The organism is Streptosporangium sp. NPDC002721, from assembly GCF_042888905.1.
GTDB lineage: Bacteria > Actinomycetota > Actinomycetes > Streptosporangiales > Streptosporangiaceae > Streptosporangium.
Genome location: NZ_JBIAQI010000027.1, coordinates 1 through 23,679 on the forward strand (window position 1 = coordinate 1; position 23,679 = coordinate 23,679).

Sequence of the window (23,679 nt, forward strand, 5' to 3'; positions counted from 1 at the left end):
CTCGGCCAGCTCAGCCCGATCGACTACGAGAAGACGATAGATAGCCTGAAGTCTGCCGCCTGAAATCGGTGTCCACGTTTATGGGGGAAGCCCCGTGCCCCTACCGCGTTCGTCGAAGCGGTCGTGGTCGCCGCCGGTCATCGCCGTACGGGCGTGGCCACCGCGATCATGCGGCGACTTCTCAGTGACGCTCGATCCGCGGGGTGCAACAAGGTCCAGCTCCTGTCCCACAAGCGCCATGCCGTCGATGGCGCCCACCGCCTCTACACCTCGCTGGGCTTCGAGCCCGAAGCGGAAGGATTCCGGCTCTACCTCCAGGAGGTTCCCGCTGCCGTTCGGGCTGCCAGGCTGGCACAGCGCTGAGAACCGGTTTCCCGAAACGCAGAAGGACCCCGGAGAGTCTCCGAGGTCCTGGTCGTGCGCAGGCATGTCATGCGGTGAGCGCGTCACCGATCCGCTTGTTCGCCAGATCCTTGTGGCCGTCGAGGCACTTGGCGTAGACCCGCAACAGGACGTCCACGCTGTGCCCGGCCCGCTCCGCCACATCGGGAGCCGAGACACCTGCGTTGAGCCAGAGAGAGACCGCCGCGTGCCTCAGGTCGTACGGTCTGCGGGCCAGGGGAGAGGCCACCTGAGCCGGGGTGAAAGCCAGCTTCCGAGCCTCCTGCCATACCTTGGTATAGGCCGTCGACGCGATCACGCCGCCACGCTCGCTACGGAAGATCCGCCCGTCCGCGCCGGTCCCGTACTCCTCGATGTGCCGACGAAGAATCGCGACCAGCTCCGGCGGGATCGGCACCGGACGCACGTCGGCCCGGCCCCGGTGCTTGAGCCCTCGTTCCTCATGGGCGTTTCCGCTGTCCGTCCAGTGCGTGTTGACCTCGGGCCGGGAGATGTCGACCGTCAGCCGCCCCCAGCCTTTGAGTGGAAGGTGGCAGTCCTGGAGTCGCAGGCCGACCGCCTCAGCCGGGCGTAGCGCCGCGTAGTACATGCAGGCGAACAGTGCCATAAGCCGTCGGCCACGACCACGCCCGCCCACGTAGGTCACCATCGTGAGCAGCTCTTGAGCCTGCCGGGGGTTGACCGCCACACGGGGATCAACAGTCTCGGTGACCTTAGGCGGCTTCCACGTGACCTTGTGCAGCGGGTTGGCGTCCAGCTCCTCCAACTCCACCGCGTACTCCAGTACGGCATGGAAGACGGCTCGCTTACGGGCGATCGTGTTCGGAGCCGCCGCCTTGCCATCGAGGCGGAGGGCGAGCGCGTCGAGTGCTAGCCGTACCGTCTTGGCGTCGTTCAGGGCGGTCAGGTCGAGCGACGCAGACTGAAGCCAGCGGGCCGCCTGTGCCATCCCCGGGGAAATCTCGGCCCTCTTGCTCTCCGGGAGGAGGAGGTGTTTCCGGAGAGCCGTCCGCATGATCTCGGCATCGGGACGGCCAGGACGGTCCTTGGTCAGCGAAGGGAGGACCGTGGCGAGCGCGTCTGACATGCTGTCCCGGCTCTTGGCAGCCGCGTGGGGCCACTTCATCTGGATGAAGGCTACGACGAATTCAAGGACGGTCCGGGCTTCCTTGGCCTTGATCATCGACAGAGGGAGACCGCTCTCGATGTCGAACGCCTCGCCCTGCTTGGCCGCCTGCCGCAGGTCCGACAGGAAGCTCTCGGCGAGTGCCTTGGTGCGATAGGTCTTCGAGGAGCGCTTCCGGGCGACCGCCCAGCGCACTACGTACGAAGGCGTCTTGCTCGACTTGTTCCGGCTGATCTCGAAGAACTTGACGTCGTACGAGGTGTTCACGCCGCCTCCCGGAGGGTTTCGAGCCACGCCTCGAACTCGCTGCGGTGGAGGCGGATCTCGTCGTTGGGGAGTCGCAGGCCGCGGGGGAACTTGCCGATCTCGCGCCAGCGGTAAAGGGTCCGGACAGAGACCCCGCCGAGTTTGTCGAGGATCTCCGGAACGGTCATGAGCTCGTCGTCGTCCTTCTTCTTCTTCATGCCGCCTCCCTCGTTGCCGAAAGATCTCGTCCGGTCGCTTCCGCTTGCAGGGTCAGCAAGGTTGCTCGCCAGCGCTGGCGTTCGGCGACCATGCGCAGCAGTCGCAGGGCCAGGGAGGGGATGTCGCCGTCGCCGGCCGGGACGGGCTTCCAGACGTAGCGGTGCGGGTCGACGGGCTCGTCGGCCAGGCCGAGCGCTTCCATGACCCAGGTGCGCCGGTCGCGCTTGTGCTCGGACAGGGTCTTGTTGGACCACTTGCGCGAGACCAGAACGCGACGGCCCGCGTAGCCGAGGTGCTCGGGCTTGTGTGCCTTGCTTCGGCACCGGCCCGGCGTCATGCCCGCCTTGGGACTCTTGGGCTGGACTCCGTAGCGCAGCCAGTTCGGGCAGGCCGGGGAGCAGGGTTCGTAGCGGAGCGCCTCGACCATGCGGGCCGCGTGGTCACGTTGGGCCGGGTTGTCGGCGTCGAGGGTATCGCCGAGGCTCTTGGTCAGGTATTTGCTCAGGTAGCGGATGCACTGGTCGGCATCCGGAGTGCCACCGAGGACGCCCTGAACGTCGACCTGGTCACCGAAGCGGACCACGTGCAGCGGTTCGGCCTCCTCGTCGGCGTCGAGCCGGTCGAGTGCTTCGCGCCAGGTGGGCAGCACTTCCCCGGTGACCGGATCGAGGTAGTCGCCGTCCTGTCCGTCCAGGTAGGGAGTGCCGTCTTCCCGCGCGGGACGCTCGGCCCACACCGGCAGGTGATCGCCCTCGAAGCGCATCTCGTCGACCGAGGGCCACCACACCTGGTGGTAGGTGGCCGCCGCGATCGCTTTGACCTCGGCGCGCGGCATGGTGCCCCGGATGGCCATGTGCAGGTGCGGCGCGAGTCGCTTCTGTGGTTCGACCGAAGAGAAGTACTGCAGGTCATAGCCCGCAACCCGGCGCAGGTTCTGCACGAAGCGGTCGACGAGCTTGGAGAAGTGCAGCGCGTCCCGGACCGCCCGCCGGTAGTCGTAGCCGTCCGGATCGACGGGCACGCCGTTGCGCACCTTGCCGTAGGAGGGAAGCGTGAGCGTGACGAACAGCGACGGCCGGTAGACCATCCCGTCAGAACTGGTGAACGTCCGTCCCAGGGTGGTGTTCTGTCGAACTTTCCTGGGCAGGTCGGGGGCGTCCTGGCGTCGCCGGGTCGAGCGGTTGCGCTTGGCGGTGGTACGGCCGAGCAGAGTGCCGCGCATCCCGGCCGCGGTGATCTCGGCATCCAGCCCGGCGAGGATCGCGTCCAGGTCGGTGGTGTCGTCGCCGGCCTTTTCCGCGGCATCGCGCTGGGCCTGCATGTCCGCGCGGAACTCCACCAGCCAGAGCTGTTCCTCGTTGGGCTCATCCGGGGTGATCGAAGGTTCGGCCTCCAGGTGCCAGCCCTCCCGGCACTGGGCCATCCGCAGGTAGCGGTTGCGCCGGGCGCACGACGAGCACTTGGTGTCCATGGTGGACCCGCAGGGCACGTTGACGTCCTCGGTGAGCCCGGTGCGCGTGTCCAGCCGACGCAGGACCACCGGCCGAATGCACACCCCGTTGTGCTTGGCGATCTCCACCGCCACATCCAGCGCGAGCGGCATCCTTTGACGCTCGGCGCGCGCCATGCTGCGGTCGTTGGGGTTGCTCACGCGTCCGCCTCCTGCTCGTGGTCGAGGAGTGCGCCCTGTCCGCATTCGCGGCACTCGACCAGGCCGCGAATCAGGTCCAGCCACAGCGTGTTGACCGCGTGGCAGGCCGCGCAGCGCAGGCCGTCGAGGATGTAGGCCAGCTCAGTCACGCTCGCCCCTCTCCTGAACTTCGGACAGGTCGGCCACCAGTCGGAACATGGTCTGGTACGGGTCGGCGGTGACGCGGATGTTGAACAGCTCGAAGGCCAGGACGGGCTGAGCGTGGCGCGGTCCCAGAGCGGCGAGGATGGGGCGCTCGCAGAGGCGGCTGATCTCCTCGTCGGTGCCGTAGAAGCTGACTCTCACGCGGTCACCTCCATGGCCATCGCGCGGATGTCGCTGTCGGAGACGTAGGCGGCGCGGACCCGGATCGGATCGGGTGAGGTCTCCAGCCGGACGTAGCCGATACCGGCGCCCTGCTGGGGGATCGGGGAGATGTGATCGGCCAGCGCTCCCCTGTCGCGTGCGCCGTCGCCGAGGACCATGTCGACCTGTTCGGACTCGTCGAGGCGGAGGGCGATCTTGTCGGGGAACAGGTTGCGGATGTTCATGACCTCTTTGCGCGGGTCCTGGAGAGCGGCCAGGACACCGAAGCCGACCGCGCGCCCCTGGGTGGTGAGGGTGGCCAGGGCGGCGGAGATGCGGAGCTTGAGGCCCTTGTCGGATTGGTAGGCGGTCAGGAACGCCACTTCGTCGACCACCACCAGGACGAACGGGTCATCGACGGTGGGGGTGTGGGAGCGCTGGAGTCCGGCGTAGCGGTCGGCCCGTTCCTGCATGATCTTCACCGCTGCTTCGAGGAGATCGGCGCAGTCGGCCGGGCTTGCGGCGTAGCGTTCGCCGAACAGGTCGCGCCCGTAGGACAGCTCCATCCGTTTGGGATCCAGCGCCCAGACCTGTGCCAGGCCCGCATGCGTGGCGGGTAGTAGGCCGCGGATCGCCGACCAGATGACCGAGCCCTTGCCCGCCCCGGTGGCTCCGGCGACCAGGACGTGAGTCCCGTGGACCTTCAGGAGCCAGGGATTGCCGTCCTCACACTTGCCGACCTCCACCGGCCCTACCGATGCCTCATCCGGGACCGGTATGGCCGGGAGCGGAGTGGCGAGGGGATCACGGCGAGGGAAGACGAGCAGCAACCGACCCGAGCGCGCGATGGAGACCCGGCAGGAGCGGGCACCGAACCCGTGGGCGAGGTGCTCGGTGCGGTCGGCCCAGTCCTTGACCGCCTGTCCGGTGAGCATCCGCACCGTGACCACGTCGGCCCACGAGGTGCAGGTGACGCGGACGACGCGAGGCAGGTAGTCCCGGCCGCGTAAGTGTCGTCCGAGCCCGGAGATGATCATTACCGGTTGCCAGTGCCGCCGGTAGACCCACACCAGCCGCCACCAGGCCAACAGACGCCAGCCCAGCAGGCGAAGGAACGAGGGACGAGCGAGGAAGAACCAGGCGGTGAGGCTGAGAGGGGTCACGGTGACGAGGCCAAGACCCCAACGCCAGCCACAGGCGTAGGTGACCACTCCGGGGGTGAGCACGACGGCCGAGGCGATGGGGTGGCGCCACAGCAGCCGCAGGGCACCGGCCAGCAATCGCCATGCGAAGATCACAATGGTGACGATCGCTGGGGTGCGAAGAACGGCCGGGCGGAAGACGACGGCGGTATCGGGGGTAGTGGAGACGAGGTTCTGTGCCTCGTCGCCGGGCAGTTTCTTGAACATTAGGCTGGGGGCCTTCCTTGAATTCGCGTGAGAGGGAGAACCGAGGGGCCGCCGGAAGTTGGCGCTTCTGGCGGCCCCGCTTACGTGTCAGGCCGCGACTTCGTCGGGCGGGGTGGTCTTGTCGGTGAGACCGGTCGACTGGTCGAGGTGGCGGCGCTCGCAGTCGGCCAGGTAGCGCGCGGAAGCGGTGAAGATCTCCCGCGCGAGGGTCACGTCCTGCTCGGTGACCGGCCCGCCGCCCGTGGTGGTGACCGTCATGTGTGCCTCGGTGCTGGACAGGGTCAGGAACGGTCGCTCACCGTCGCCCCCGAACGCCTTGGCCGACATCTCCGAGGTGCAGAACGAGACATCGAATCGGGTGACGCCCTCGTGAATCGACGCGGTGACGTAGGTGTAGGGCTTGTGCTCGCTCACGCCGCCACGTCCTTACCGGCTGTCTCCTTGACCGGCGCCGGAGCACTCTGCCGAGTGGGAGCCGCAGCGGTGCGGGAAGGACGCATCGTGGTTGCCCGGATGGACCAGGCCAGGCGTCCGGTGTTCTGGTTGACGTAGGCGGTGGCGGTCATGCCGTCGAACTCCACCGGCACGAACGGCAGGCCCGGCAGCGCGGCCGGAACGGTCGGCTGGGTGGGGGAGAGAATCTTGACCGAGACCGTCTTCTGGCCGGCCTTCACGGTGGGGTCGGCGTCCATGACCGCGACCTGCCAGACCAGCTCTCCGGTGTTCTTGTCCTTGGCGTAGACGGTGCGGCCCTTGGACGAGGCGTCGAAGTCCTTGACCTGCTCGACCTCGCCGACGATGAAGCAGCCGTGCGGGAAGACCTGTCCGAAGTGGACGGGGATGGGGCCTTGGATGGCCATGTCGGGTGTTCCTTTCACTTGGACGATCCATGTTCGGTCGTCCACTTGTCCGATTGAGTTGAGAGTAGCCTACAGCAACTCGTCCGCACAAGTGAATGAGTAGATCGGCGGAAAGAGGATGGCCAGGCGTGCTGGCCTGCCCCTCGGGCGTCCTAACGGTGCTCGGTGCTCAAGGAGAATGCGCGATCATTCGGTCATGGCCTCCATGACTTCGCCGGAGCACAACACCGCCGAGAACAACCGGATCAAGGTCTGGTTCCGGTTCGTGCCGCGAGAAGGTTGGCTTCCCTACGACACCGAGGGGCTCTGGGCCACGCGGATCAGCGAGGACACCGCGCGCCTGGAGAACGTCCCCTTCCTGCAGGAGGGGGTGGCCGAGGGAGATGTCGTGCGGTTTCTTACCAATGCCGATGGTCTCCACTGGTCCACGGATCGCGTGGAGGCGTCGGGAAACTGCACCGTTCGGGTCCTGCCCGTTCCCAGCGGTCCACTTGGGGCAAGCGCCGAGGCCGTGCACAAGCGGTTGGCACCGTTCGGCCTGACGGGAGAGGTCTTCAGTAAGGAGCTGCCGCTGGTTGCCTTCAACGTGCCGGCTGCCGCAGAACTCAGCCGGATAAAGGCGCTGCTGACGCGTGGCGAGGAAGACGGTTGGTGGCACTTCGAGGCTTCCTGCGTCACAGATACCTGGCACGACGCCTAACTAGCTCACCGGGTAGACGTCCTGGAGTTCGTGAAGGTCACCGGGGAGCGCCACGCTCATCACCAGTAGCACGGCCCCGGCAGCATCATGCACGCTGGCCAGTACACCCATGACGGGCTTTGAAGAGCCGAGCAGCTCGGCCTCTTCCTTGGTGGGGTTGCGCGCGGTCAGCCGCTCGGTGACGTGATCGAAGCGCAGATGCTTTACCGCCTGGAGGTGATGGCGCACCCCGCGCGCGAGCGGTTCGGGCTTGTCGACGTCGGTGCCCAATGCAATCTCCAACGGGAACCACAGGGTTTCCACCGCAGACAGCCGACTACCCTGTTTGGCCACTCGTCGACGCGAGATAACTGGGGTCTTGTCTTCAACACCGAGAAGGCGGGCGATGTGGCGAGGAGCCGGAACACGGGCGACGTCGGTGACCATGTCACCGTTCTCGGCCTGCTCGGCCACCGCCAGCCCCGGCCGAATGCGATCGACGGCACTCTCAGGGCGGCCCTTCACGAACGAACCGCGGCCGTGCTCACGCTCGATCCAGCCTTGCATGGCCAGCGTCTGAAGCGCCCGAACCACCGTCGTGCGACCTACGCCGAACTCTCTGACGAGCTGCGTCTCCGAGGGCAGCATGTCACCAGCCGCGTATTGCCCTGCCTCGATGCGCTCCTGAATCGTGCCCATCACCTGGGCGTACTTCGGAGGAGCGAAGTCCTTGCTCATCTTAACCGCCCGATCACTCTTCCACTTGTCTGCACAAGTACAGTACCGGCTAAGAGCAGTCCTGTCAGGACCCGCGACAGTAGGAAACAGCTATCGGGCCAACCCTGCCAGAACTCTGATCCACACCACCCGCGCCTGAGCAGGCGACCACGCGTCACTGTGAAACACGGTCACCTTTCCTTTGTCCTGAACCGTCTTACGAATGAACGACAACCCGCCCGCATCGCACAATTCGTAAAACGTCACCCGATGCTCATGACAGGTCCAGGCCACCACCCGAACCCGCCCGAAACGCCGCGACCTATGCCAGGCCAAAGGCATGCAACCCGGAGCGGCCGGAACGAGATGCTCGGACAGACATGACGCTCCCCGTCGAGAAAACTCCTCGCTCACGATTCCCGCCGCTCGAAACGCACCGAACCAGCCAGGTCCACGGTGGCGTGAAAGATCACCTGGCGTGACCAGTCACCCGGCGCCATGCCGAAGTCATAGACCCGCCGTGTGATCCGCCCCCACAGCGCCGGTTGCGGATCCATCCTGCGCAGCGCCTTGCGCAGCTCGTCCATCGAGGTCGCCTGCCCCGAGCTGGTGCCGCACGGCCCGAGCCGGTCGACGCCCTCGGAGGTGAAGACCTCCCACTCGAACATCTCGACAATGGGCTCGGGGCCGTCGCAGTACAGGCAGTCCTCCTGCGAGGAAACCGCACCTCCCAGAAACGAGGTCGCGACATGTCCCCGCCGCGTGACGATCTTCCAGCCGCGCCCATCGCATTCATCGCACTTAACCGGTGTTGTCATACCGGAAAGGATCGATGGAAGAACTTCTCAGCCCTATCCCACGCGTATATTCCACCAAGGCATATAGGGTCTCGACATGTAGCGACGCACCACCTCGGGAACCGACAGCCGGAGGGCGGAATGCACGGGAGCGCTTTCGAACCGATCAAGATCTCAGCAGAAGTATGGGACCGCGAAGACAGCAGAGAAATCCTCAAAAATCGCGACGTAGCAGGACTTTTCAAACTCGCCGCGAAGTACGCAGGCGCCAGCCAAGTGGACATCGGTGCGGCAACCGGCCTGTCCCAGGGACGCGTCAGCCGGATCAGCCACAACCAGTCCCACATCACCGAACTGGACGTCTACGAGCGCATCGCCACCGGCCTCGGCCTGCCCGACCACGCCCGCATGCTCTTCGGCCTGGCCCCCCTCGACACCGCATCCCCAACTGGGAACTACGGCGACCACCACCAGGAGCAGAGCGAGGAACTGACCGCCCGGATCGAAGCAGCCGCCGCCATCGACCCCACCATGGTCATGATCCTCACCACCGACACCAACAACCTGCGCCTCATGGACCGCCGACTCGGCGGCATCGCCATCGCCGACAAGATGCGCGCCCAGATCTCCCACGTTGAACACGCCCACCGCCACGCCGTACGCCCCGGCATCCGCGCCCAACTCGCCCACGTCCTGGCCGAGACCGCTTCACTGGCCGGATGGCAGGCGATTCACACCGGAGCGCTCAACGACGCCTGGAACCACTACGAGCATGCCAAAGCCGCCGCCCGCGAAGCCGACGATCCCGCCCTCATCGCCTACGTCTCCGGTGAGCAGGCATACGTCCTGATGGAACTCGGCCGCCCAGCCGAAGGCACCGAACTCCTCCAGTACATCCACGCCACCTACCGCGACCGCATCCCCGCCCGACTACGCACCTGGATGTCCGCGGCCGAAGCCGAAGGCGCCGCGATTCTCGGCGACGAGACGACCTGCCGCACCGCTTTGGAACAGGCCGCCGCACTTCTACCCGAGGGTGACGCCGACCCCGACATGCCTTACCTGTCAGTCAACGCCCACCACCTGGCCCGCTGGCGGGGGAGTTGCCTGGTGCGCTTCGGCGATCCGGGAACCGTCGAAGATTTGCGCTCAGCGCTGGCCGGGATGGACGGCACCTACAACCGCGCCGAATCCGGCGTCCGCTGCGACCTGGGTCACGCCCTTCTCGCCCGCGGAGAGCCTGACGCCGCCCAACCCCACATCCAACGCGCCCAGCACCTCGCGACCATGACCGGATCCAGCCGGCAACGCCGACGCGTCGAGGAACTCGCCCGAGCCGTCAGCCGCTCGTTGCGCTGAGCCGATCCCGCGCCGCGAACAGACCGATCAACGTCCCCGACGTCCAGATGTCACCGCGGGCGATCATCGCCGGGATCTCCGCCATCGGCACCCACTCGATGAGATCCGCCTCGATCTCCCCGGTCGGACTCCCGACCAGATCAGCACCCCGCACCAGGAACAGGCTGTGCTCAGAGTCGACCATGCCCGCCATCGGCTGGTAGGTGATCAAAGGCTCGATCTCCTTAGGCCGATACCCCGTCTCCTCTTCCACCTCACGAGCAGCCGTCGTGATCGCGTCCTCGCCGGCGTCGACCAGGCCGCCGGGCAACTCCCAGCCCCATCGGTCGAATAGGAACCGGTGCCGCCACATCATCAGTACTCTGTTCTGCTCGTCGACCACCACGGCGATCGCCGCCCGATCCAGATGCACCGCGTGGTGCTCGAACCGTTCCCCGTCCGGGATCGCCACGTCAACGAGCCCCAGCCGGATCCACCGGTTGTCATAGATGAGCCGTTCCCCGTGCACGATCCACCGCGACCGCTCTTCGTTGGTAGCCACACAGCGAAGTTACCGGCCAAGACCCCTGTCGTACACGGGTAGAAGCGGACAGAGATCGTCCACGTTGCTCTGTGAAGCTGGATGCTTCGTATGGACAAGATCCGACGAGGGTGCCTCTATTGGGAGGCATGACGGAGATCGTGTGTGCGTCCTGCAGTTCGGATGATTTGGTGCCCGGCAACGAAGGGGCCGGGTCTTGTCTCTCATGTGGCTTGGACACCAGGGGCGAGGAGTTCGTTCACCCTGAAGCACCACAAGGAAGCAGGCCCGCTCCGTGGGCCTGGCAGAAGAAGCAGAAAAAACGATAGAAACCCGACAATCAGGCTAAGAGGGCCTTGTCGACACGAACCTCTTTGGCGTTGACCAGGGATCACCGGCTGCGTTGCTGGCGCTGATGGTGCGCTCGTTTATCAGCGACCGACTGCATGCGTTGAGAAGCTGCCTTCAGATCTGGGTCGCCACTACGGTCGGCGGCTGACTGAAGCCGTGAAGCCGACGCCTTGTCACTGAGGTGGGGTTGTTTGGCCATGTCTTCATATAGGCAACCCTGTCGACCCGCGTCTATGGGCAGTCGAGTCAGGACCCTGTTGCCGGCGCTGGTGAGTCAGGTGCTCGACCGCACGTCGTCGAGTTGCCGAATTGTTCTTGTGAGGTATCAAGCGGCGGCGCGGCGCGCCGCCGTACCTCCGGCCCTCCGCCCGCCCGCCGTCCGGGCGTGCGGCCTGGGGGCCGGTCCCGGACGGCGGCGGGATACCGGGCCGGGCGCCGTACACCGGTCCCGCCGCACGAACCGAACGCTCTGACCGGGTTGCCGCGCCGCCGCACAGATACAGCCCTTACGATCGCCACAGCAGGGCTGGCCGCCATAGATGGCCGGGGGCGATCGACGATCCGCGCTTCGTTCCTCAGCACGGCTCACCGAACAATGTGGTTACGGTCCCTAGCGAGCCAGGGCGTATGTCGCCAGGGCGCATGAACACCTTGTGATCCCTCAATACCATGACAAGTCATCCGAAGTACTGCAACAATAGCCCTTCAGGAATCAAATTTCTGACAGTAACTCTTGGAGTAGTGAAGAATATTATGGCAAGATCAGATTACACCGCCAGCGCACTTCTTCCTCACGGGCATAACCAAAACTGGTCACTAATTCAGGAAATCATTAAAGAGGTTGAGAGGGTCACTAGCCATTGGCCAAGTTCGGAAATACAAATAACCGTTGAAGGCCCACGGAATCTCTATGGCCGCTACGGGTCGTTAATCGATGCGAAAATCGGCTTGGGTGATGACCATCGAGATGTAGCGAAGGTCGATATAGCTCGATCGGAAGCGGAAGACCCGGACGACGATGATGGTATATATCTCGCGATAACTTTGGCCAAAAGTCCTAAATCAACGTCGTGGGTATACGCCGCCGGACCCTCAAAGCGAGCTTGTGAAGACCTAGTTCGCAAGCTGCAGGAGTTTATCCTTCAAGCTATCTCATACCCGCGAACTCCTGGTGCTTCATTCATGCAGGGGGACATTGAAGGGCGTCTTTCGCATCTCCATCCTGCGATCAAAGCTAATGCTCTAGCGCGTCTCAAGAGCGGTCATGGTGACGATGCTGTAGAAGAAGCTTGCAAGAGCGTTGGAGCCCGCCTGCGTCAACTGAGCGGCCTTGACGATGATGGAGCCTCCCTTGTGGCAGAGACCCTGGGAAAGAAGAGGATAATCGCTCTTAACGCAGGCATCACCAAGTCAGAAATAAGCGAGCAGGATGGCTACATGCATCTAGGGATGGCGCTCTTTCGGGCCGCACGTAACCCACGAGCACACAAGCCAGCCGACCCGAACTTTATGCTCGATGAAGTAATCGAATGGTTGTCGGTAGCTAGTTCCATACATCGAGCTCTCGATAGAGTGCACCCAGTCTCCACCAATTTTTCGTAGCCAGCCTGGTTCACTGGCTAAGCACAGGAATCATACCGACCCCTTGGTTGTACAGCCAAGGGAGCGGAATTCATATTCTAGTTAGGCGGGCTTCTATATGCCTGAACGAGTGAGATATCAAAGAAAGATTTCTCGACTTAAGGTCGGAAATGTTGGCAGTGTCCCTCGTGAGGGGAAAACTAACTTCCTGGCATACTTTCCAGTCATTGCCGAAGCGTCAGCTTCTTCTCTTCGATCGGAGCTTCTCCGACTGCATCGAGCATTAATCGAACCCGAAGGCTGCGATCGCAGCACCTCTCCGGTAAAGCGAGGATGGGATGCAGCGAAAAAAATTCTGTATCCAGCCCTTGAAACGATAGTCTTTACAGATTGGCCAGAAGATAGTTGGGATCCAGACTGCGAATTTGTGCCAAGAGACCCCGTTCGCATTCGCCTGATGCGGAATGGAAGTATTCAAATACATGTCCTATTGGGCCAAGTTATTTGTCCAGACGGTCTAACGAATCGCGATTTCTTGGTGACCTTGAAGTCGTGGGCGGAGCGTCGAGGGATGAGATTGACAGCGCTCGGCCGCGACGAGTTGCTTGACGATGCATGGGTTGCCGAACTGGACGCGCCCTCATTGCGAGGGTTGACTATCAAGCAGCTCTGGCAGCATGGCAAAGATTTTTTCTCTGCCACACGGCGACTCGAACTAAGGCATCTAGATGCAGAACTTACGATCGCGGCTCTAATTACAGGGAATTTGGCTAAGCTGCACCAATATGAGAGCCTGTGGATAGATGTAAAGAGTAGAGACTATATGAGTGGTTCGAGGGGAGAAATTGAATTTGGGCAGGATGTAGCAAGGTTTGCCAACTCAGAAGAAGGCGGCCTGCTCGTTCTAGGTGTAGGTGAGAAGAAAGACGGCAAAGGCGCAAAGATTGGAAAAATTCACCCTATTGCAAAGGTTATTCCAGAAGATCAGCGTAGAAAAATTCTAGACAAAGTTGTCTATCCGAGAATAGATGGCCTGCGTGTCGCAAATTTCCCGTATCAGGACAAACACGGTGATGGGTACATCGTTGTTGTCGATGTACCCCCCCAGCCTGAGCATCTCAAGCCTTTCCTGGTGAAAGGTGCAATCGTAGAGGGTAAAGTCGAAGGAGCATTTATAGGCATCGTTCGCAGGCGGGGTGAAGACAGTATCCCAACTGATATTGCGGAGATACATGCAATGATGACTAAAGGGCGTCTACTGTGAGACTAATAAAAATCATCCGATATAAATCTCACGGTCGCCTGTGAGTGGGTGATAGCTGAACAGGGCTGGAGTTCACCAGCCTTCCCTACTCAGAGAAGAACCCTCCAGCCCAAACGAACCCGGAGCTCGTAGACTCGCCTCTTAGAGCTTGATTGCGCCAATAGCCCCATCGCTCTATTAGGTATTTTTTTCGATCTTCGCTAATTAGAGGGATGGATTCTAGGGCGGGTCCTATTTCAACTATCTCTGATGCTAGGGTCTTAGTTGACCTTCCTGTTTGTATGGTTGGAGGCATGTGGACCATTGTGAATTCGGATTGCATGCCGGATATGGTCGAGCAATGCTGCGCATCCCGTTCAGGGCGTAGCTGATCAAAGGTGTAAAAGAACTCTGAGTCCCGCGGTATGAAGTCCCGCTTCCTCCGAAGATAGTCCGGTCGTTCATGTCTGCTAGTTCCCGGCCGGAACTCCGAGTCACGTCCGTATATGAGCAGGAATTGCGTCTCGATTCGCCGATAGCCAAGTTCGGCCGGTATGTATGCATGACGGAATGCCAGCATGTTCTCGGCACTCGAAAACCAGACTTTCCATTCGAGGAGTTGATCGAGAGCTTGAGTTAGCTCTGCGGAAGATTGACCGCCAGAAGTGAACCAAGGTTTTCCTGGAGCCTCAATCTCGATGCATAACACATAAACTGTTGCTGTATCACTCCGGACCCACATAAAGTCTGGAATGCGATCTCTCCCTAGTCCTTTAAGGCGAGGTTGGGTGATGACGGCATCCCAGCATGAGCCATGATGTCCACGTCCGACATCATCGGCGGCGCCAGGGAGCAGTGAGGGGTGTTGCTCAAGAAATTCTTGAACAAGACTCTCGGGTGGACTTGATCGCAGAAGTTTATGCCATTCCTTGGATAGCCATTCCTCGTATATTTCCCATGGGATTGATTTAGGGCGATCTGAATTTCTCCGCTCTTCGCCCTCGTAGAATTCGCCTCCAGAGATATCGCTGCTCGGCGAATCGGTGTCTACTATGTTGGCGAAGGTAGCCTCTGCGGCAGCCTCGTAGCTGCCATATGTCTCTAGTATGTCCAATTCGCTGGCTGAATGATTGTATAGCCGGGGCGGGTTCTCCATATGGATCACTCTCGATCTATTAATGTATAGCCCATCTAGGTTGGGCACATTAGTGCTCCAATTAGATCCTTAGCTTGCCAGAGAGACAAGGGATTCGGTGAGCTTTCTGGTGACTAGACGATCCATCGGGTAGCTGGAAACCACCTTGAGAGCCGTCTGGGCAGGTAACCACGAACTGAGTTGAACAGGCCAGAGCAGTTAGGGTGCTCGTGGGATAGGTGCGGGATGATCTTTGGTGCTCAAAGGCACATGAGGTGCTTTCGTCCTGGTGGGAAGGCATGTCGCCACTCGGAACGCAGCCCTCTTGAAAACCGCTAGTGGAGCTGTGCACCCTTGTGGCCACCTCTTCCCCGGCGAGAGAGGATCGCTCTATGTGTTGTGTGACCTGAGGAGGCTTGGACGTGAGGCCGTTGGTGATTCAGATCACCCCGTTGGGATCGGTCGGGCCGGTTCTGCTTGGCTCCCCTCGGGTGGAAGCCGGGGAGGCGTTGCGTGCCTGGGGTGAGCCCGTGAAGTACGCGCCGTATCCGGGGGCGCTGCCGCTTGACTGGAGGATCAGCGGCGGAGAGGCCGGCATCGACGCCGTCGTCCACTGCGGTTCCACCGGAGTCGTTCAGACCGTGGAGATTTTCCGTGATTTCGACACCCTGCCCAGGGCTCAGGTGCTCTTGCTGGGCATGGACGTGTTCTCCGTGCCGGCCGAGCGGGTGGTGGATGTCTTGCGGGAGCGCTTCGAGATCGAGGAGGACGGCTACAGCTGTACCGTCCCGGAATTGTCGATCGGCCTGGGACGCCCCCTCGTTCCGGACCAGGACGCCGACGAGGAAGAGCGCGAGCGCTACACCTGTTTCGACAACGTCCTGGTCGCCGGCCCGGGGTACTACGCGCCACCTCCCCTGCCGGAGGCCGGACAGTAGAGCAGGAGATGACGGCATGGGGAGCGGTGGTGGTGCCGAGTTCGCCGAGGACCGTGTCAACCAGTGGCTGAGCGTGTATCAGGCCAACCTGTTCTACGCGCAGGAGCGCGATCGAGGAGAAGAGCGACGGATCTGGGCGCGGGTCGCCTTCGCCGCACTCGACGGGCTCGAACGGTCCGGCTGCCCCACGCAGGACGTGAACGCGCGGCGCTTCAACCTCCGGGCGTTGCTCATCGCCGACCTCGGGCCCAACGGTGATCCGTTGTGGAGTGCGGATCGGCTGGCCGCAGACGTTCTGGAGGCTCTGCCGTTGAGCCTGGAGCAGGCACATGAGTGGGCGACGGACTGGACCGCGCGACCGCGGCATGAGATGCACGCTCTGCGTACCTGCAAGAACCTGATCAAGCCCATGGAGTTGGTCGCCGATCGGTTGACGACGGGACCGGCGCGGACACAGATCGGACGCTGGATGGATCTCAGGAAGCGTTTGCCTTGACGTGCAATATGCGTGCAATGATCAAGGTGGTCGCCACTGCGGAAGGAAGCGTCATCGCAGGTCAGTGGCCATGAAGCGTAAGCAACGGTCACGTCCTGTAAAACCGTCGGCTCAGCCTACGCAGGTTCAAGTCCTGCACCTGCCACACCAGCAGAAACAGCCCTCTCACCAGCGAAAACGCGGTGCGGGGGCTGTTCTCGTATGTCCGGCTGTCCATGGTCGTCAACGGGCGTCTACGGGGCGCGGATCACCAGGCGGGGGGCGTGTGCCCAGGCGGGTTGGGCGTGGCTGGCGGCGATCCACAACGCCACCGCATCCGCGGCCTGCGGGGTGGGCAGGATCACGTAGCGGGTCAGGGCGGCCAACAGCGCGTCAAGCAACATCGCGCCGTGGCTGACGGGTTCGATCTGGTTCATGGGTTCGGCTCTCGTGTCGATGGGCGGGGTGGTCATGCGACGACCGTCCGGGGCCGCTTGGCACCGGCGCGCAGCCCGGAAGCCACGGTGCGGGTGACAGGCTGAAATTGGTACCGATGTGTGCAGACGCCACTGGAGAATCGATTAACAGGGCACTTCTCGACAGATAACTCATACGATCTACGAATGACCGACCAGCAGGTGGAGACGAGCCCGATGTTCAGACGGGCCATGATCACTGTTGCCGTCTTGCTGGGAGACGGGGTGCTTTTTGTCGCGGTTGATTGGATCTTGGAGCGTGTCCGGTACCGCGGAGTTCTCTGCGATGGGGACAGCGTCTTTTGTGCCGGAGGAGACCCGACCTATGCGGAGTGGTTGGCGGAGATGCAGGTTCGCAACACTGTCGCGTACCCGCTGCTGGCAGCCGTGGTCGTGATTCTGGCGCTCACCGCCGCGGTCGCCTGGAAGCATCGCCGTAAGGAAATCGTGCTGATCCAGAGTCTCGCGCTCCTCCTGGCCTTCGCGCTGCTGGTCATGTGGAAGCCATACAGGCACGTAGAGGACTTCCAGCCTCCTCTGCTCGGCAGTCGTATGGACGTGGCCACAAATCATCAGCCGCGCATAGCGACCTCCTCAGCTGTTCGCAAGCCCCACAGTGGCGCTCGAACCCACCGACATCTCTGGGCTTCCTGATCGCTGAGCGAGGTCAGAGCCGGCCGGCACATGAAGTTGCCTTTCGCGGGCATGGCTGAGCATCCGGCCTACTCTCTCGGGCGGTTTAGCAGTGCTCGGTGCTCAAGGAAAGTGCGCGATCATGTCGGTCATGGCCTCCATGACTTCGCCGGAGCACGACAGCGCCGAGAACAACCGGATCAAGGTCTGGTTCCGGTTCGTGCCGCGAGAAGGCTGGCTTCCCTACAGCACCGAGGGGATCTGGGCCACGCGGATCAGCGAGGACACCGCACGTGTGGAGAACATCCCCTTCCTGCAGGAGGGGGTGGCCGAGGGAGATGTCGTGCGGTTCCTTACCAATGCCGACGGTCTTCACTGGGCCACGGAGCGCGTGGAAGCGTCGGGAAACTGCACCGTCCGGGTCCTGCCTGCTCCCAGTGGTCCACTGGGAGCAAGTGCCGAGGCCGTGCACGAACGGTTGGCGCCGTTCGGCCTGGGGGGAGAGGTCTTCAGCGAGGAACTGCCGCTGGTCGCCTTCAACGTGCCGGCCCGCGCAGAACTCGGCCGGATAAAGACGCTACTGACACGTGGCGAGGAAGACGGTTGGTGGCACTTCGAGGCTTCCTGCGTCACAGATGCTTGGCGCGACGCCTAGCTAGGGCCTGTTTCGTAAGTTGATCACAGCCACTCGTTGATGGCGGCGATGGTCACGGTAGCCTCGTACCGGACGGCGCGCTTGCTGGAACTGCGGAAAGTCTTCACGTTGACCAGCGGCGATGATCAGCGACAACAGCTTCTGGCCCTGCTCGACGCCAGGTGCAGCTTGGTGGTCAGCACGCCCCGGGAGCGGCCCAGCCCGTGATCGGCGGGTTCGACAGCGACGCCACCGGGTGGCTCTACCTGCAGATCCCCCTTTTACGCGCACCGGCGGCGTGCCGGTGCGCGCGGGTGATCGTGGAATCCACGCTCACGTCCCAGGTGATCAGACCCTCGGCGTCCGCTCCGGCCCGTAGGTCCTTCAAGATCCGCGTCCAGGTGCCGTCCCGCTGCCAGCGTCGGAACAACCCGTACACCGTCTCCCACTCGCCATAACGGGCGGGCACCTCCCGCCACGGGGCACCGGTGTGCGTGCGCCACCGGATCCCAGGTGGCCTGCCCGGCTTCTCGCCGACCGGCAGCAACGGCTCCAGGGCCGCCCACTGTGCGGCGGTCAGATCCCTGCGGCTCACCCGTAGATCGTTTCAGAAGTGGATCATTCATATGATCCACTTCTGAAACAGGCCTAGTAGACCTCGCTCTTGTTGTTGACGATCTCGTCGAGCAGGGCGGTGGTGTCGGCGTAGCGCTGGGCCGTCGAGCTGTTGACCGGCAGGTTCAGCGTGGCGAAGCCGTACCGGACGGCCTGTCCGACCGTGGTCGTCCCGAGTGCGCGGGTGAGCTTGCTGTCGATCTTCGTCGAGGCGTTGATCTGTCGCGCGGCCAGGTCGAACAGAGTCGCCAGCAGCTGGAACCTGGCGGGACCAGGTTGTGGACCGCCGGCCGAGAGCACCGCGGCGGCCTCGGTGTTTTCGAGCGCCCCGTTCGCGGAGCTGTCGAACTGCTGGTAGGTGGCCTGGACCCGGGCCAGCAACTCGGCTGTGCGGGCCTCGGGGTGGGTCTTCCAGTAGCCGTGCGAGCGCGGGTTACGGGTCGGCGTGACCTCGGCGATCGTCGTGGTGGCCGACGCGGCCACCGGCTCGTAGGTGCAGCCGTTGGCGTTGCCGTACGCCACGGAGGCGTGGTCGGTCAGCTTGTCCCCGGCGACGAACAGCAGGCTGGGCCTGGCCGTGAACTGCACCGACCGGTCGCCGCTCGCGGCCAGCTCGCCCAGCGACCACGTCAGCGTCGTCGTCCCGTCGGCGTTGCGGGTGACCCCGGTCGGCCTGGGGCCCGTGCCCTGGTCGAGGGCCTGGCTGTAGTAGACCTCCTTGGGGAGCGTGTCGGTCAGGACGACGCCGGTGGCCTTGCCGCTGCCGGCGTTGGCGACCTTCAGGTCGACCGTGATCGCCTGGCCCGCGTTGACCGTGGCGGTCGCGCGCTTGTCCAGGGTGAGCTTGGGCGCGTGGACCTTGGTCGAGGCGGTCGCGGAGTTGTTCGCCGTGTTGGCCTCGGCTCCACCGGCGAGGTCCTTCGCGGTCACCTCGGCCTTGTTGGTCAGGACCTTCGCGTCCTCGGTGTCGCAGGGGATCTCATAGGTGAACGCCTCGGTCTTCGTGCCGCCCGCGCCGAGCTGTCCGACCTGACGCGTCTGGACGTCGCCGGTCGGCGGGGTGTCCTTCACGCTTGTCTGGGTCGCTGCGCCTGTGCCGATGTTGTCCAGCCTGACCTGATAGGTGAGGGTCTCGCCGGGCTCGGCGTCGGCCTTGTCGACGGTCTTCTCGATGGCCAGGTCGGGGTTGTAGAGGTTGAAGAAGGACATCTCCTGCCGGATCGCGGTGTCGAAGGTCAGTTCCGGCTCCATGTCGCCCCCGGCGCCTCCGCAGGTGGGCGCGCCCGCGGGCCAGGCGCTGCAGGCCCAGCCGACGCGGTCGGGGGACTGTGCCCTGAACCTGATCGCGGGCCAGTCGTTGTGGTCCGTGAGCGTGGTCAAGCCGCCCGCGTCATTGATGTTCACCGGCTGGTTCGTCGTGTCGATGATCGGGACGTTGGTGCCGACCGTGCGGTTGTCGTTCCAGTTGAGCGGCCCGTTGCCGGCGCCGGCTCGGATCACGGGGTCGCCGCCCGGGTTGGCGACGTTGGGGGCCCACCAGAACGTCCAGTCCGTGCCGTCGCTGATGCCCGCTGTCTCGTTCAGCCCGCCTTCGACCAGCTGGGGCAGCCCGCCGTCGGACAGGTCCAGCCGCACTGCGCCCACCCTCCAGTCGCGGAACTCGTCGACCAGCAGCGGCGGCGCGCTGTTGGGGATGCCCGTCTGGAAGAAGTAGTTCATGACGCTGAGGTAGTTGGGCTTGTTGTTGACGTTCTCGTCGCCGCCGTGCCGCAGGGCCATGGCGTGGAAGAGCTCGTGCAGGATGGTGCCGGCCTGGTCCTGGTCGGTGCCGACGTTGGCGTCGACATCGCCCGTGCCCTGGGTGAGCACCTGCACGTCCGTCGTGTGGGCGCTGGTGGTGTCGCACCTGCGGTTGTCGCCGACGTGGATCTGGGTTCCGGTGGTGACGTCGTCTCCGGCCGCGGTCGTCTGCAGCATGCCGTCGCCGCCGTAGTCGGCGGTGAAGTCGGCCACGCACATGGTCCGCCAGTCGCCGAGAGTGACGATGAAGTCCTTGTTGTTGTCACGGACGGGTTCGCAGCACTGGCCGGAGGTTCCGACGGCGTTCAGCAGGCGGTGCGCGAAGATCCCGTAGTGCGCGTAGGGGGCGAGCTCGGCCGGGAAGTTGGCGGTGCGCGCGTTGCGGAAGTCATTGGTGTTCAGGCCCAGCTGGGCCTGTTCGGCCAGTTGCGCGCCCTCCCGGTAGATGAAGTCGATGCCGTCCTGACGCGTCCCCGGGTAGGGGCAGGGACTCGTGGCCGCGATGGGCGCGTCCTCCAGGGCGTTCTTGACCAGGGTGATCGCGCCCGCCTTGGGCTCGTGCGAGTGCCTGGTGGCGGGGGCGGCGTCCTCCATGTAGTCGAGTTGCAGGATGACCGTCTTGCGGCACGGATCGGCGCCGAGCGCGGGCAGATCGACGAGCACGTCACCGGCCGCGTTCCTGATGCCGGACAGCTCGATGAGGTCCGGGATGCCGTCGAGGTCGGTGTCCGGCATCTCGGCGCCGGCGGTGATACCGATCCTGGTGATCCGGCCGTCGTTGTTGCGGGGAATGCCATGGTCGCCGTCGCCCTGGATGCAGGACCTGCCCTTGGCCGTCTGGCCGTCGGACCGGACGCACGGGGTGCCGAAGACGAGCTGGTCGCCCGAGAGTGTGCCCGAACGCAGGTCGTAGGTGAGGTTCAGCTCCCAGTCCTCGTTGTTGGGGCTGATGTCCATCCGGTCGGAGTTGGTGTTGAAATCGCTGTCGTAATCCCACACCGCGACCGTGATGTCCACGGTGGGCTTGTCGCCGGGCCAGTTCTCGTAGGTGAAGGTCCAGCCGCCGGGCGCCTCGGGCAGGCCGCGGGGCTCGAACTCGTCGTCCTCGATGCGGGGACCCGTCACCAGCGGGCCATCGGCGATCTTCACCCTGGGGAAGTAGTCGCCGTCGCCCACCCCTCCGCTGTCCGGGTCCTCGACCTGGAAGAGGTACTCGATCTCAAAGATGATCTTAATGCCGGGGGGCGCCGCCGCCGCGGGAGTGGCGATGAGCGGTATGGAGGCCAGGAAAAGCGCCAGCATCGCCGCGAATGACAGACCAGCCTTCGTTCTCAAGCCCATGATGCCCTCCCCTGGAGTGCTGCCAGAAGAGCATCGTTCGTCGTGGGCTGGTCCGGCGCCTGAGTACCCCCGTACCCAAATTTCACTGGTTGCGTATGGTTTCCACGTAGAGGTCCCAGAAGCGCTTGGTGTCGATGTCGAAGACGATCGTGGCCTTCTGCGTGCCGGCCGGGTCGCCGGGCGCCTTGAATTCGCCCAGGTTGAGGTCCTTCACGCATAGGGGGCCGTGGAAGTCGTGGTGCAGAGGATCTGCCGCGAAAGCACGAGCGCCCGGCGGCAGCGCGTCGGCGAACTCGGTAAGCCGCTCCAGGTATGCGAGCGGACTGACGACACCGTGGACGGCACCACCGGGTGTCGTCATCGACGTGTTGAGATCGACGTACTTCACGTGCCGGTTACGTCCGGCGGCCTGTGGGCGCGACCGCCGCGGAACGTACATGGAATGATCTTCATCCCGCTCACCGTGCCACGACCCGTAGCCGCGGGCCACCGCATTACGGAGTCACCGACTGCCGCTCCGCTCTCAGTCCGACGATCAGAGGCTGACCATCCGCGGGGCGCGTCGCGCATCGGCGGGGTCACATAGCGCGAGTGCTTCGGCTTCGGTCAGTCCTTCGCGTGCCGCGGCTCTGCGTCGTACCCGGACCTGCGCGCCCGTACGGGGGCGGTACTGCGGGTTCCGGGCGCAGCCGCAGGCCTCGAACCCCTCGTAGTGGAGGCCCGCCCTCAGGACGGCCTCGACTGCCGTCCAGTGGCGATCTCTGGTCTTGCGCGGTGCGGCGAAGTCATGGCCGGCGAGGAGCATCGGTGCCCGGCAGCGCGTGCAGAGGTGCTCCGCGCCGTCCCAGGGCAGCTTGTGGCTCTGGCGGCACGCGATGCACACGTAGTGAACCTTGTAGATGACCATCGCGTATGTGCACACAGAGGCAGGGTACTCATCGGGCGTCCACGGGGGATCGTGCCGAACACGTGCCCAGGTTTCCGGAACTCGGTGGTGTCATGGCGGCGGTCCCTCGTCCCGGTCGGTCGAACGCGGGTATGATCACCCGGCACCACGCCCGGACCGTCGGAGGAGGGGACCGAGAAGGTCGCGGAAGCCCTCCGACACGTCTGGTGCCACGACCGGAGGTGATCACCGGGTTGACGGCTGGGGTCGCCCGCGTGGACGGAGCTCTGTCAGTGCCGTGGGGCATGCTGCCTCCGGACATCCCGACGACGCGAAGGAGACCAGTGGCCCGTCTGCTCCGCCACCTCGACGACGAGCTCTACGTGCAGTACGGCCGGATCTGTCTCTACGGTGGCACCGACTGCCCGGAGTTTCGCGACGACGAGTCGGAGGCTCGCTACTACACCGCGACCCTCCGCCTTGAGGCGTGGGACGCCGAACCGCCGGATCCGGGGTCCTCCTGGAGGCCGATCGAGCGGTCGGACTTCACGGCCGAGACCGGAGTGGTCCAGATGGGGGTGATGGATGACAGCGGCCGTGAATTCCTGGTCGGTCCTCCCCTCTTCGAGTACGGCCTGGCCGTGCACGTCAACGACCCGGACGTCACCCGGTGGTTGTTCCGGTTCTGGCCGATCCGCGATGTCTTCGACCCGCTCGTCCACATGAAGCCGAGGGAACCGGCCGGACTCGCGCAGCCAATGGAGCCTCGCGAGGTGCCCGTTCCCGTCACGACGGCCGGGCAGTGGGCGGCCATGCGGCCGGACAGGTTCCGGCCCTCGGGAGGGAGCGCGCGGTGGGTGGCCAAGCCGATCGCGGCGGGACTGTACGACGCGCTTCGCCAACCGGAGTCGTTCGGTGAGGACCCGGTCTCCGGGGCGTTGAACCCCGATCACGCGCCGACCTTCCTCATCCCCGACGAGAAGCTTGACCTCCGGGCCAAGGAGACGGGCGGCACCTGCCGGATGTGGCGCTGGGAGCGGGAGACCGCCGACGGCGAACCGGAGGACGGCAACCTTCTGACGGGCAGGATCGTGCACGTCCGCGACGCCCACGGCCGCCGTGTCCTCGCCTCGGGCATCGTGACGGTGCTCGGCACGGATCACGGGCACCACCGCGTCCGCGACGCCGAACCCCACGAGGCCGCCCGGGTGCTCTGCTCCGAGGGGACCTGGCCGGACTGA

At 64.1% G+C, this 23,679-nt stretch carries 26 protein-coding genes and 1 pseudogene; 10 read left to right on the plus strand and 17 right to left on the minus strand.

The features are described 5' to 3' along the window. Positions 1–105 precede the first annotated feature (105 nt). A pseudogene (locus ACFYWM_RS33175) lies at positions 106–363 on the plus strand (GNAT family N-acetyltransferase); the annotation flags it as partial. A gap of 67 nt (positions 364–430) precedes the next feature. On the opposite strand, the gene ACFYWM_RS33180 reads toward ACFYWM_RS33175, so the two are convergent. The 8 genes from ACFYWM_RS33180 to ACFYWM_RS33215 all read right to left on the minus strand — a co-directional run bounded on the left by ACFYWM_RS33180 (position 431) and on the right by ACFYWM_RS33215 (position 6,258). Then, positions 431–1,795 carry a tyrosine-type recombinase/integrase gene (locus ACFYWM_RS33180; RefSeq protein WP_389921930.1) on the minus strand — a complete coding sequence of 455 codons (1,365 nt, stop codon included), beginning with the start codon at positions 1,793–1,795 and terminating at the stop codon, positions 431–433. Beyond that, positions 1,792–1,992: a helix-turn-helix transcriptional regulator gene (locus ACFYWM_RS33185; protein ID WP_389921933.1), complete on the minus strand. Its 201-nt coding sequence runs from the start codon at positions 1,990–1,992 to the stop codon at positions 1,792–1,794. The genes ACFYWM_RS33180 and ACFYWM_RS33185 overlap by 4 nt, the downstream gene beginning before the upstream one ends. Beyond that, complete coding sequence (locus tag ACFYWM_RS33190) at positions 1,989–3,644, minus strand: replication initiator (protein ID WP_389921936.1); 1,656 nt, start codon at positions 3,642–3,644, stop codon at positions 1,989–1,991. The genes ACFYWM_RS33185 and ACFYWM_RS33190 overlap by 4 nt, the downstream gene beginning before the upstream one ends. Continuing rightward, the gene (locus ACFYWM_RS33195) at positions 3,641–3,793 is read right to left on the minus strand and encodes a hypothetical protein (protein ID WP_389921938.1); all 153 of its coding nucleotides are present in this window, start codon (positions 3,791–3,793) and stop codon (positions 3,641–3,643) included. The genes ACFYWM_RS33190 and ACFYWM_RS33195 overlap by 4 nt, the downstream gene beginning before the upstream one ends. Then, positions 3,786–3,989, minus strand: a complete 204-nt coding sequence (locus ACFYWM_RS33200) for a hypothetical protein (RefSeq protein ID WP_389921941.1) — start codon at positions 3,987–3,989, stop codon at positions 3,786–3,788. The genes ACFYWM_RS33195 and ACFYWM_RS33200 overlap by 8 nt, the downstream gene beginning before the upstream one ends. Next, a complete protein-coding gene (locus tag ACFYWM_RS33205) occupies positions 3,986–5,398 on the minus strand; it encodes an FtsK/SpoIIIE domain-containing protein (protein WP_389921944.1) in 1,413 nt (470 codons plus the stop codon). Before ACFYWM_RS33205 ends, ACFYWM_RS33200 begins: the two co-directional genes overlap by 4 nt. Positions 5,399–5,485: 87 nt before the next feature. Further along, the gene (locus tag ACFYWM_RS33210; protein WP_389921946.1) at positions 5,486–5,812 is read right to left on the minus strand and encodes a hypothetical protein; all 327 of its coding nucleotides are present in this window, start codon (positions 5,810–5,812) and stop codon (positions 5,486–5,488) included. Next, on the minus strand, positions 5,809–6,258 hold the full coding sequence (locus ACFYWM_RS33215; protein ID WP_389921949.1) for a plasmid replication, integration and excision activator: 450 nt from the start codon (positions 6,256–6,258) through the stop codon (positions 5,809–5,811). The genes ACFYWM_RS33210 and ACFYWM_RS33215 overlap by 4 nt, the downstream gene beginning before the upstream one ends. Positions 6,259–6,454: 196 nt before the next feature. On the opposite strand from ACFYWM_RS33215, the gene ACFYWM_RS33220 reads away from it, so the two are divergent. Next, the gene (locus ACFYWM_RS33220; RefSeq protein ID WP_389921951.1) at positions 6,455–6,958 is read left to right on the plus strand and encodes a DUF4265 domain-containing protein; all 504 of its coding nucleotides are present in this window, start codon (positions 6,455–6,457) and stop codon (positions 6,956–6,958) included. Here ACFYWM_RS33220 and ACFYWM_RS33225 read toward each other — a convergent pair whose 3' ends face one another. Next, complete coding sequence (locus ACFYWM_RS33225) at positions 6,959–7,675, minus strand: GntR family transcriptional regulator (protein WP_389921954.1); 717 nt, start codon at positions 7,673–7,675, stop codon at positions 6,959–6,961. It lies immediately after the preceding gene. 389 nt (positions 7,676–8,064) lie between these two features. Next, complete coding sequence (locus ACFYWM_RS33230; protein ID WP_389921956.1) at positions 8,065–8,472, minus strand: hypothetical protein; 408 nt, start codon at positions 8,470–8,472, stop codon at positions 8,065–8,067. Between the two features lie 120 nt (positions 8,473–8,592). Between ACFYWM_RS33230 and ACFYWM_RS33235 the strand changes: the two genes are divergently transcribed. Continuing rightward, positions 8,593–9,810 carry an XRE family transcriptional regulator gene (locus tag ACFYWM_RS33235; protein ID WP_389921958.1) on the plus strand — a complete coding sequence of 406 codons (1,218 nt, stop codon included), beginning with the start codon at positions 8,593–8,595 and terminating at the stop codon, positions 9,808–9,810. Here the strand turns inward: ACFYWM_RS33235 and ACFYWM_RS33240 are convergent. After that, positions 9,791–10,351: an NUDIX hydrolase gene (locus ACFYWM_RS33240; protein WP_362515015.1), complete on the minus strand. Its 561-nt coding sequence runs from the start codon at positions 10,349–10,351 to the stop codon at positions 9,791–9,793. The genes ACFYWM_RS33235 and ACFYWM_RS33240 overlap by 20 nt on opposite strands. Before the next feature lie 999 nt (positions 10,352–11,350). On the opposite strand from ACFYWM_RS33240, the gene ACFYWM_RS33245 reads away from it, so the two are divergent. Both ACFYWM_RS33245 and ACFYWM_RS33250 read left to right on the plus strand, forming a co-directional pair. Then, positions 11,351–12,283, plus strand: coding sequence for a TIGR02391 family protein (locus ACFYWM_RS33245; protein ID WP_389921961.1), 933 nt, complete (start codon positions 11,351–11,353; stop codon positions 12,281–12,283). A gap of 109 nt (positions 12,284–12,392) precedes the next feature. Beyond that, positions 12,393–13,526: a helix-turn-helix domain-containing protein gene (locus tag ACFYWM_RS33250; RefSeq protein WP_389921963.1), complete on the plus strand. Its 1,134-nt coding sequence runs from the start codon at positions 12,393–12,395 to the stop codon at positions 13,524–13,526. An 85-nt stretch (positions 13,527–13,611) separates the two neighbouring features. Here ACFYWM_RS33250 and ACFYWM_RS33255 read toward each other — a convergent pair whose 3' ends face one another. Further along, positions 13,612–14,661 (minus strand): Shedu anti-phage system protein SduA domain-containing protein, encoded by a 1,050-nt coding sequence (locus ACFYWM_RS33255; protein WP_389921965.1) that lies wholly within the window; start codon positions 14,659–14,661, stop codon positions 13,612–13,614. A gap of 401 nt (positions 14,662–15,062) precedes the next feature. Between ACFYWM_RS33255 and ACFYWM_RS33260 the strand changes: the two genes are divergently transcribed. Then, a complete protein-coding gene (locus ACFYWM_RS33260; RefSeq protein ID WP_389921968.1) occupies positions 15,063–15,578 on the plus strand; it encodes a hypothetical protein in 516 nt (171 codons plus the stop codon). A 16-nt stretch (positions 15,579–15,594) separates the two neighbouring features. Continuing rightward, a complete protein-coding gene (locus ACFYWM_RS33265) occupies positions 15,595–16,074 on the plus strand; it encodes a hypothetical protein (protein ID WP_389921971.1) in 480 nt (159 codons plus the stop codon). A 233-nt stretch (positions 16,075–16,307) separates the two neighbouring features. On the opposite strand, the gene ACFYWM_RS33270 is transcribed toward ACFYWM_RS33265, so the two are convergent. Next, a complete protein-coding gene (locus tag ACFYWM_RS33270; RefSeq protein ID WP_389921974.1) occupies positions 16,308–16,526 on the minus strand; it encodes a hypothetical protein in 219 nt (72 codons plus the stop codon). 150 nt (positions 16,527–16,676) lie between these two features. Between ACFYWM_RS33270 and ACFYWM_RS33275 the strand changes: the two genes are divergently transcribed. After that, positions 16,677–17,183 (plus strand): hypothetical protein, encoded by a 507-nt coding sequence (locus ACFYWM_RS33275; protein WP_389921976.1) that lies wholly within the window; start codon positions 16,677–16,679, stop codon positions 17,181–17,183. 121 nt (positions 17,184–17,304) lie between these two features. Continuing rightward, positions 17,305–17,817 (plus strand): DUF4265 domain-containing protein, encoded by a 513-nt coding sequence (locus tag ACFYWM_RS33280; protein WP_389921979.1) that lies wholly within the window; start codon positions 17,305–17,307, stop codon positions 17,815–17,817. 241 nt (positions 17,818–18,058) lie between these two features. Here the strand turns inward: ACFYWM_RS33280 and ACFYWM_RS33285 are convergent, their stop codons facing one another. The 4 genes from ACFYWM_RS33285 to ACFYWM_RS33300 all read right to left on the minus strand — a co-directional run bounded on the left by ACFYWM_RS33285 (position 18,059) and on the right by ACFYWM_RS33300 (position 22,474). Then, on the minus strand, positions 18,059–18,391 hold the full coding sequence (locus tag ACFYWM_RS33285; protein ID WP_389921981.1) for a transposase: 333 nt from the start codon (positions 18,389–18,391) through the stop codon (positions 18,059–18,061). 53 nt (positions 18,392–18,444) lie between these two features. Next, positions 18,445–21,552 carry a CARDB domain-containing protein gene (locus tag ACFYWM_RS33290; protein ID WP_389921984.1) on the minus strand — a complete coding sequence of 1,036 codons (3,108 nt, stop codon included), beginning with the start codon at positions 21,550–21,552 and terminating at the stop codon, positions 18,445–18,447. Positions 21,553–21,634: 82 nt separating this feature from the next. Then, positions 21,635–21,940: a hypothetical protein gene (locus ACFYWM_RS33295; protein ID WP_389921987.1), complete on the minus strand. Its 306-nt coding sequence runs from the start codon at positions 21,938–21,940 to the stop codon at positions 21,635–21,637. A 147-nt stretch (positions 21,941–22,087) separates the two neighbouring features. After that, positions 22,088–22,474: a hypothetical protein gene (locus tag ACFYWM_RS33300; protein ID WP_389921990.1), complete on the minus strand. Its 387-nt coding sequence runs from the start codon at positions 22,472–22,474 to the stop codon at positions 22,088–22,090. Positions 22,475–22,782: 308 nt separating this feature from the next. On the opposite strand from ACFYWM_RS33300, the gene ACFYWM_RS33305 reads away from it, so the two are divergent. Beyond that, entirely contained in the window at positions 22,783–23,679 is an 897-nt protein-coding gene (locus tag ACFYWM_RS33305) for a hypothetical protein (RefSeq protein ID WP_389921993.1), read from the plus strand.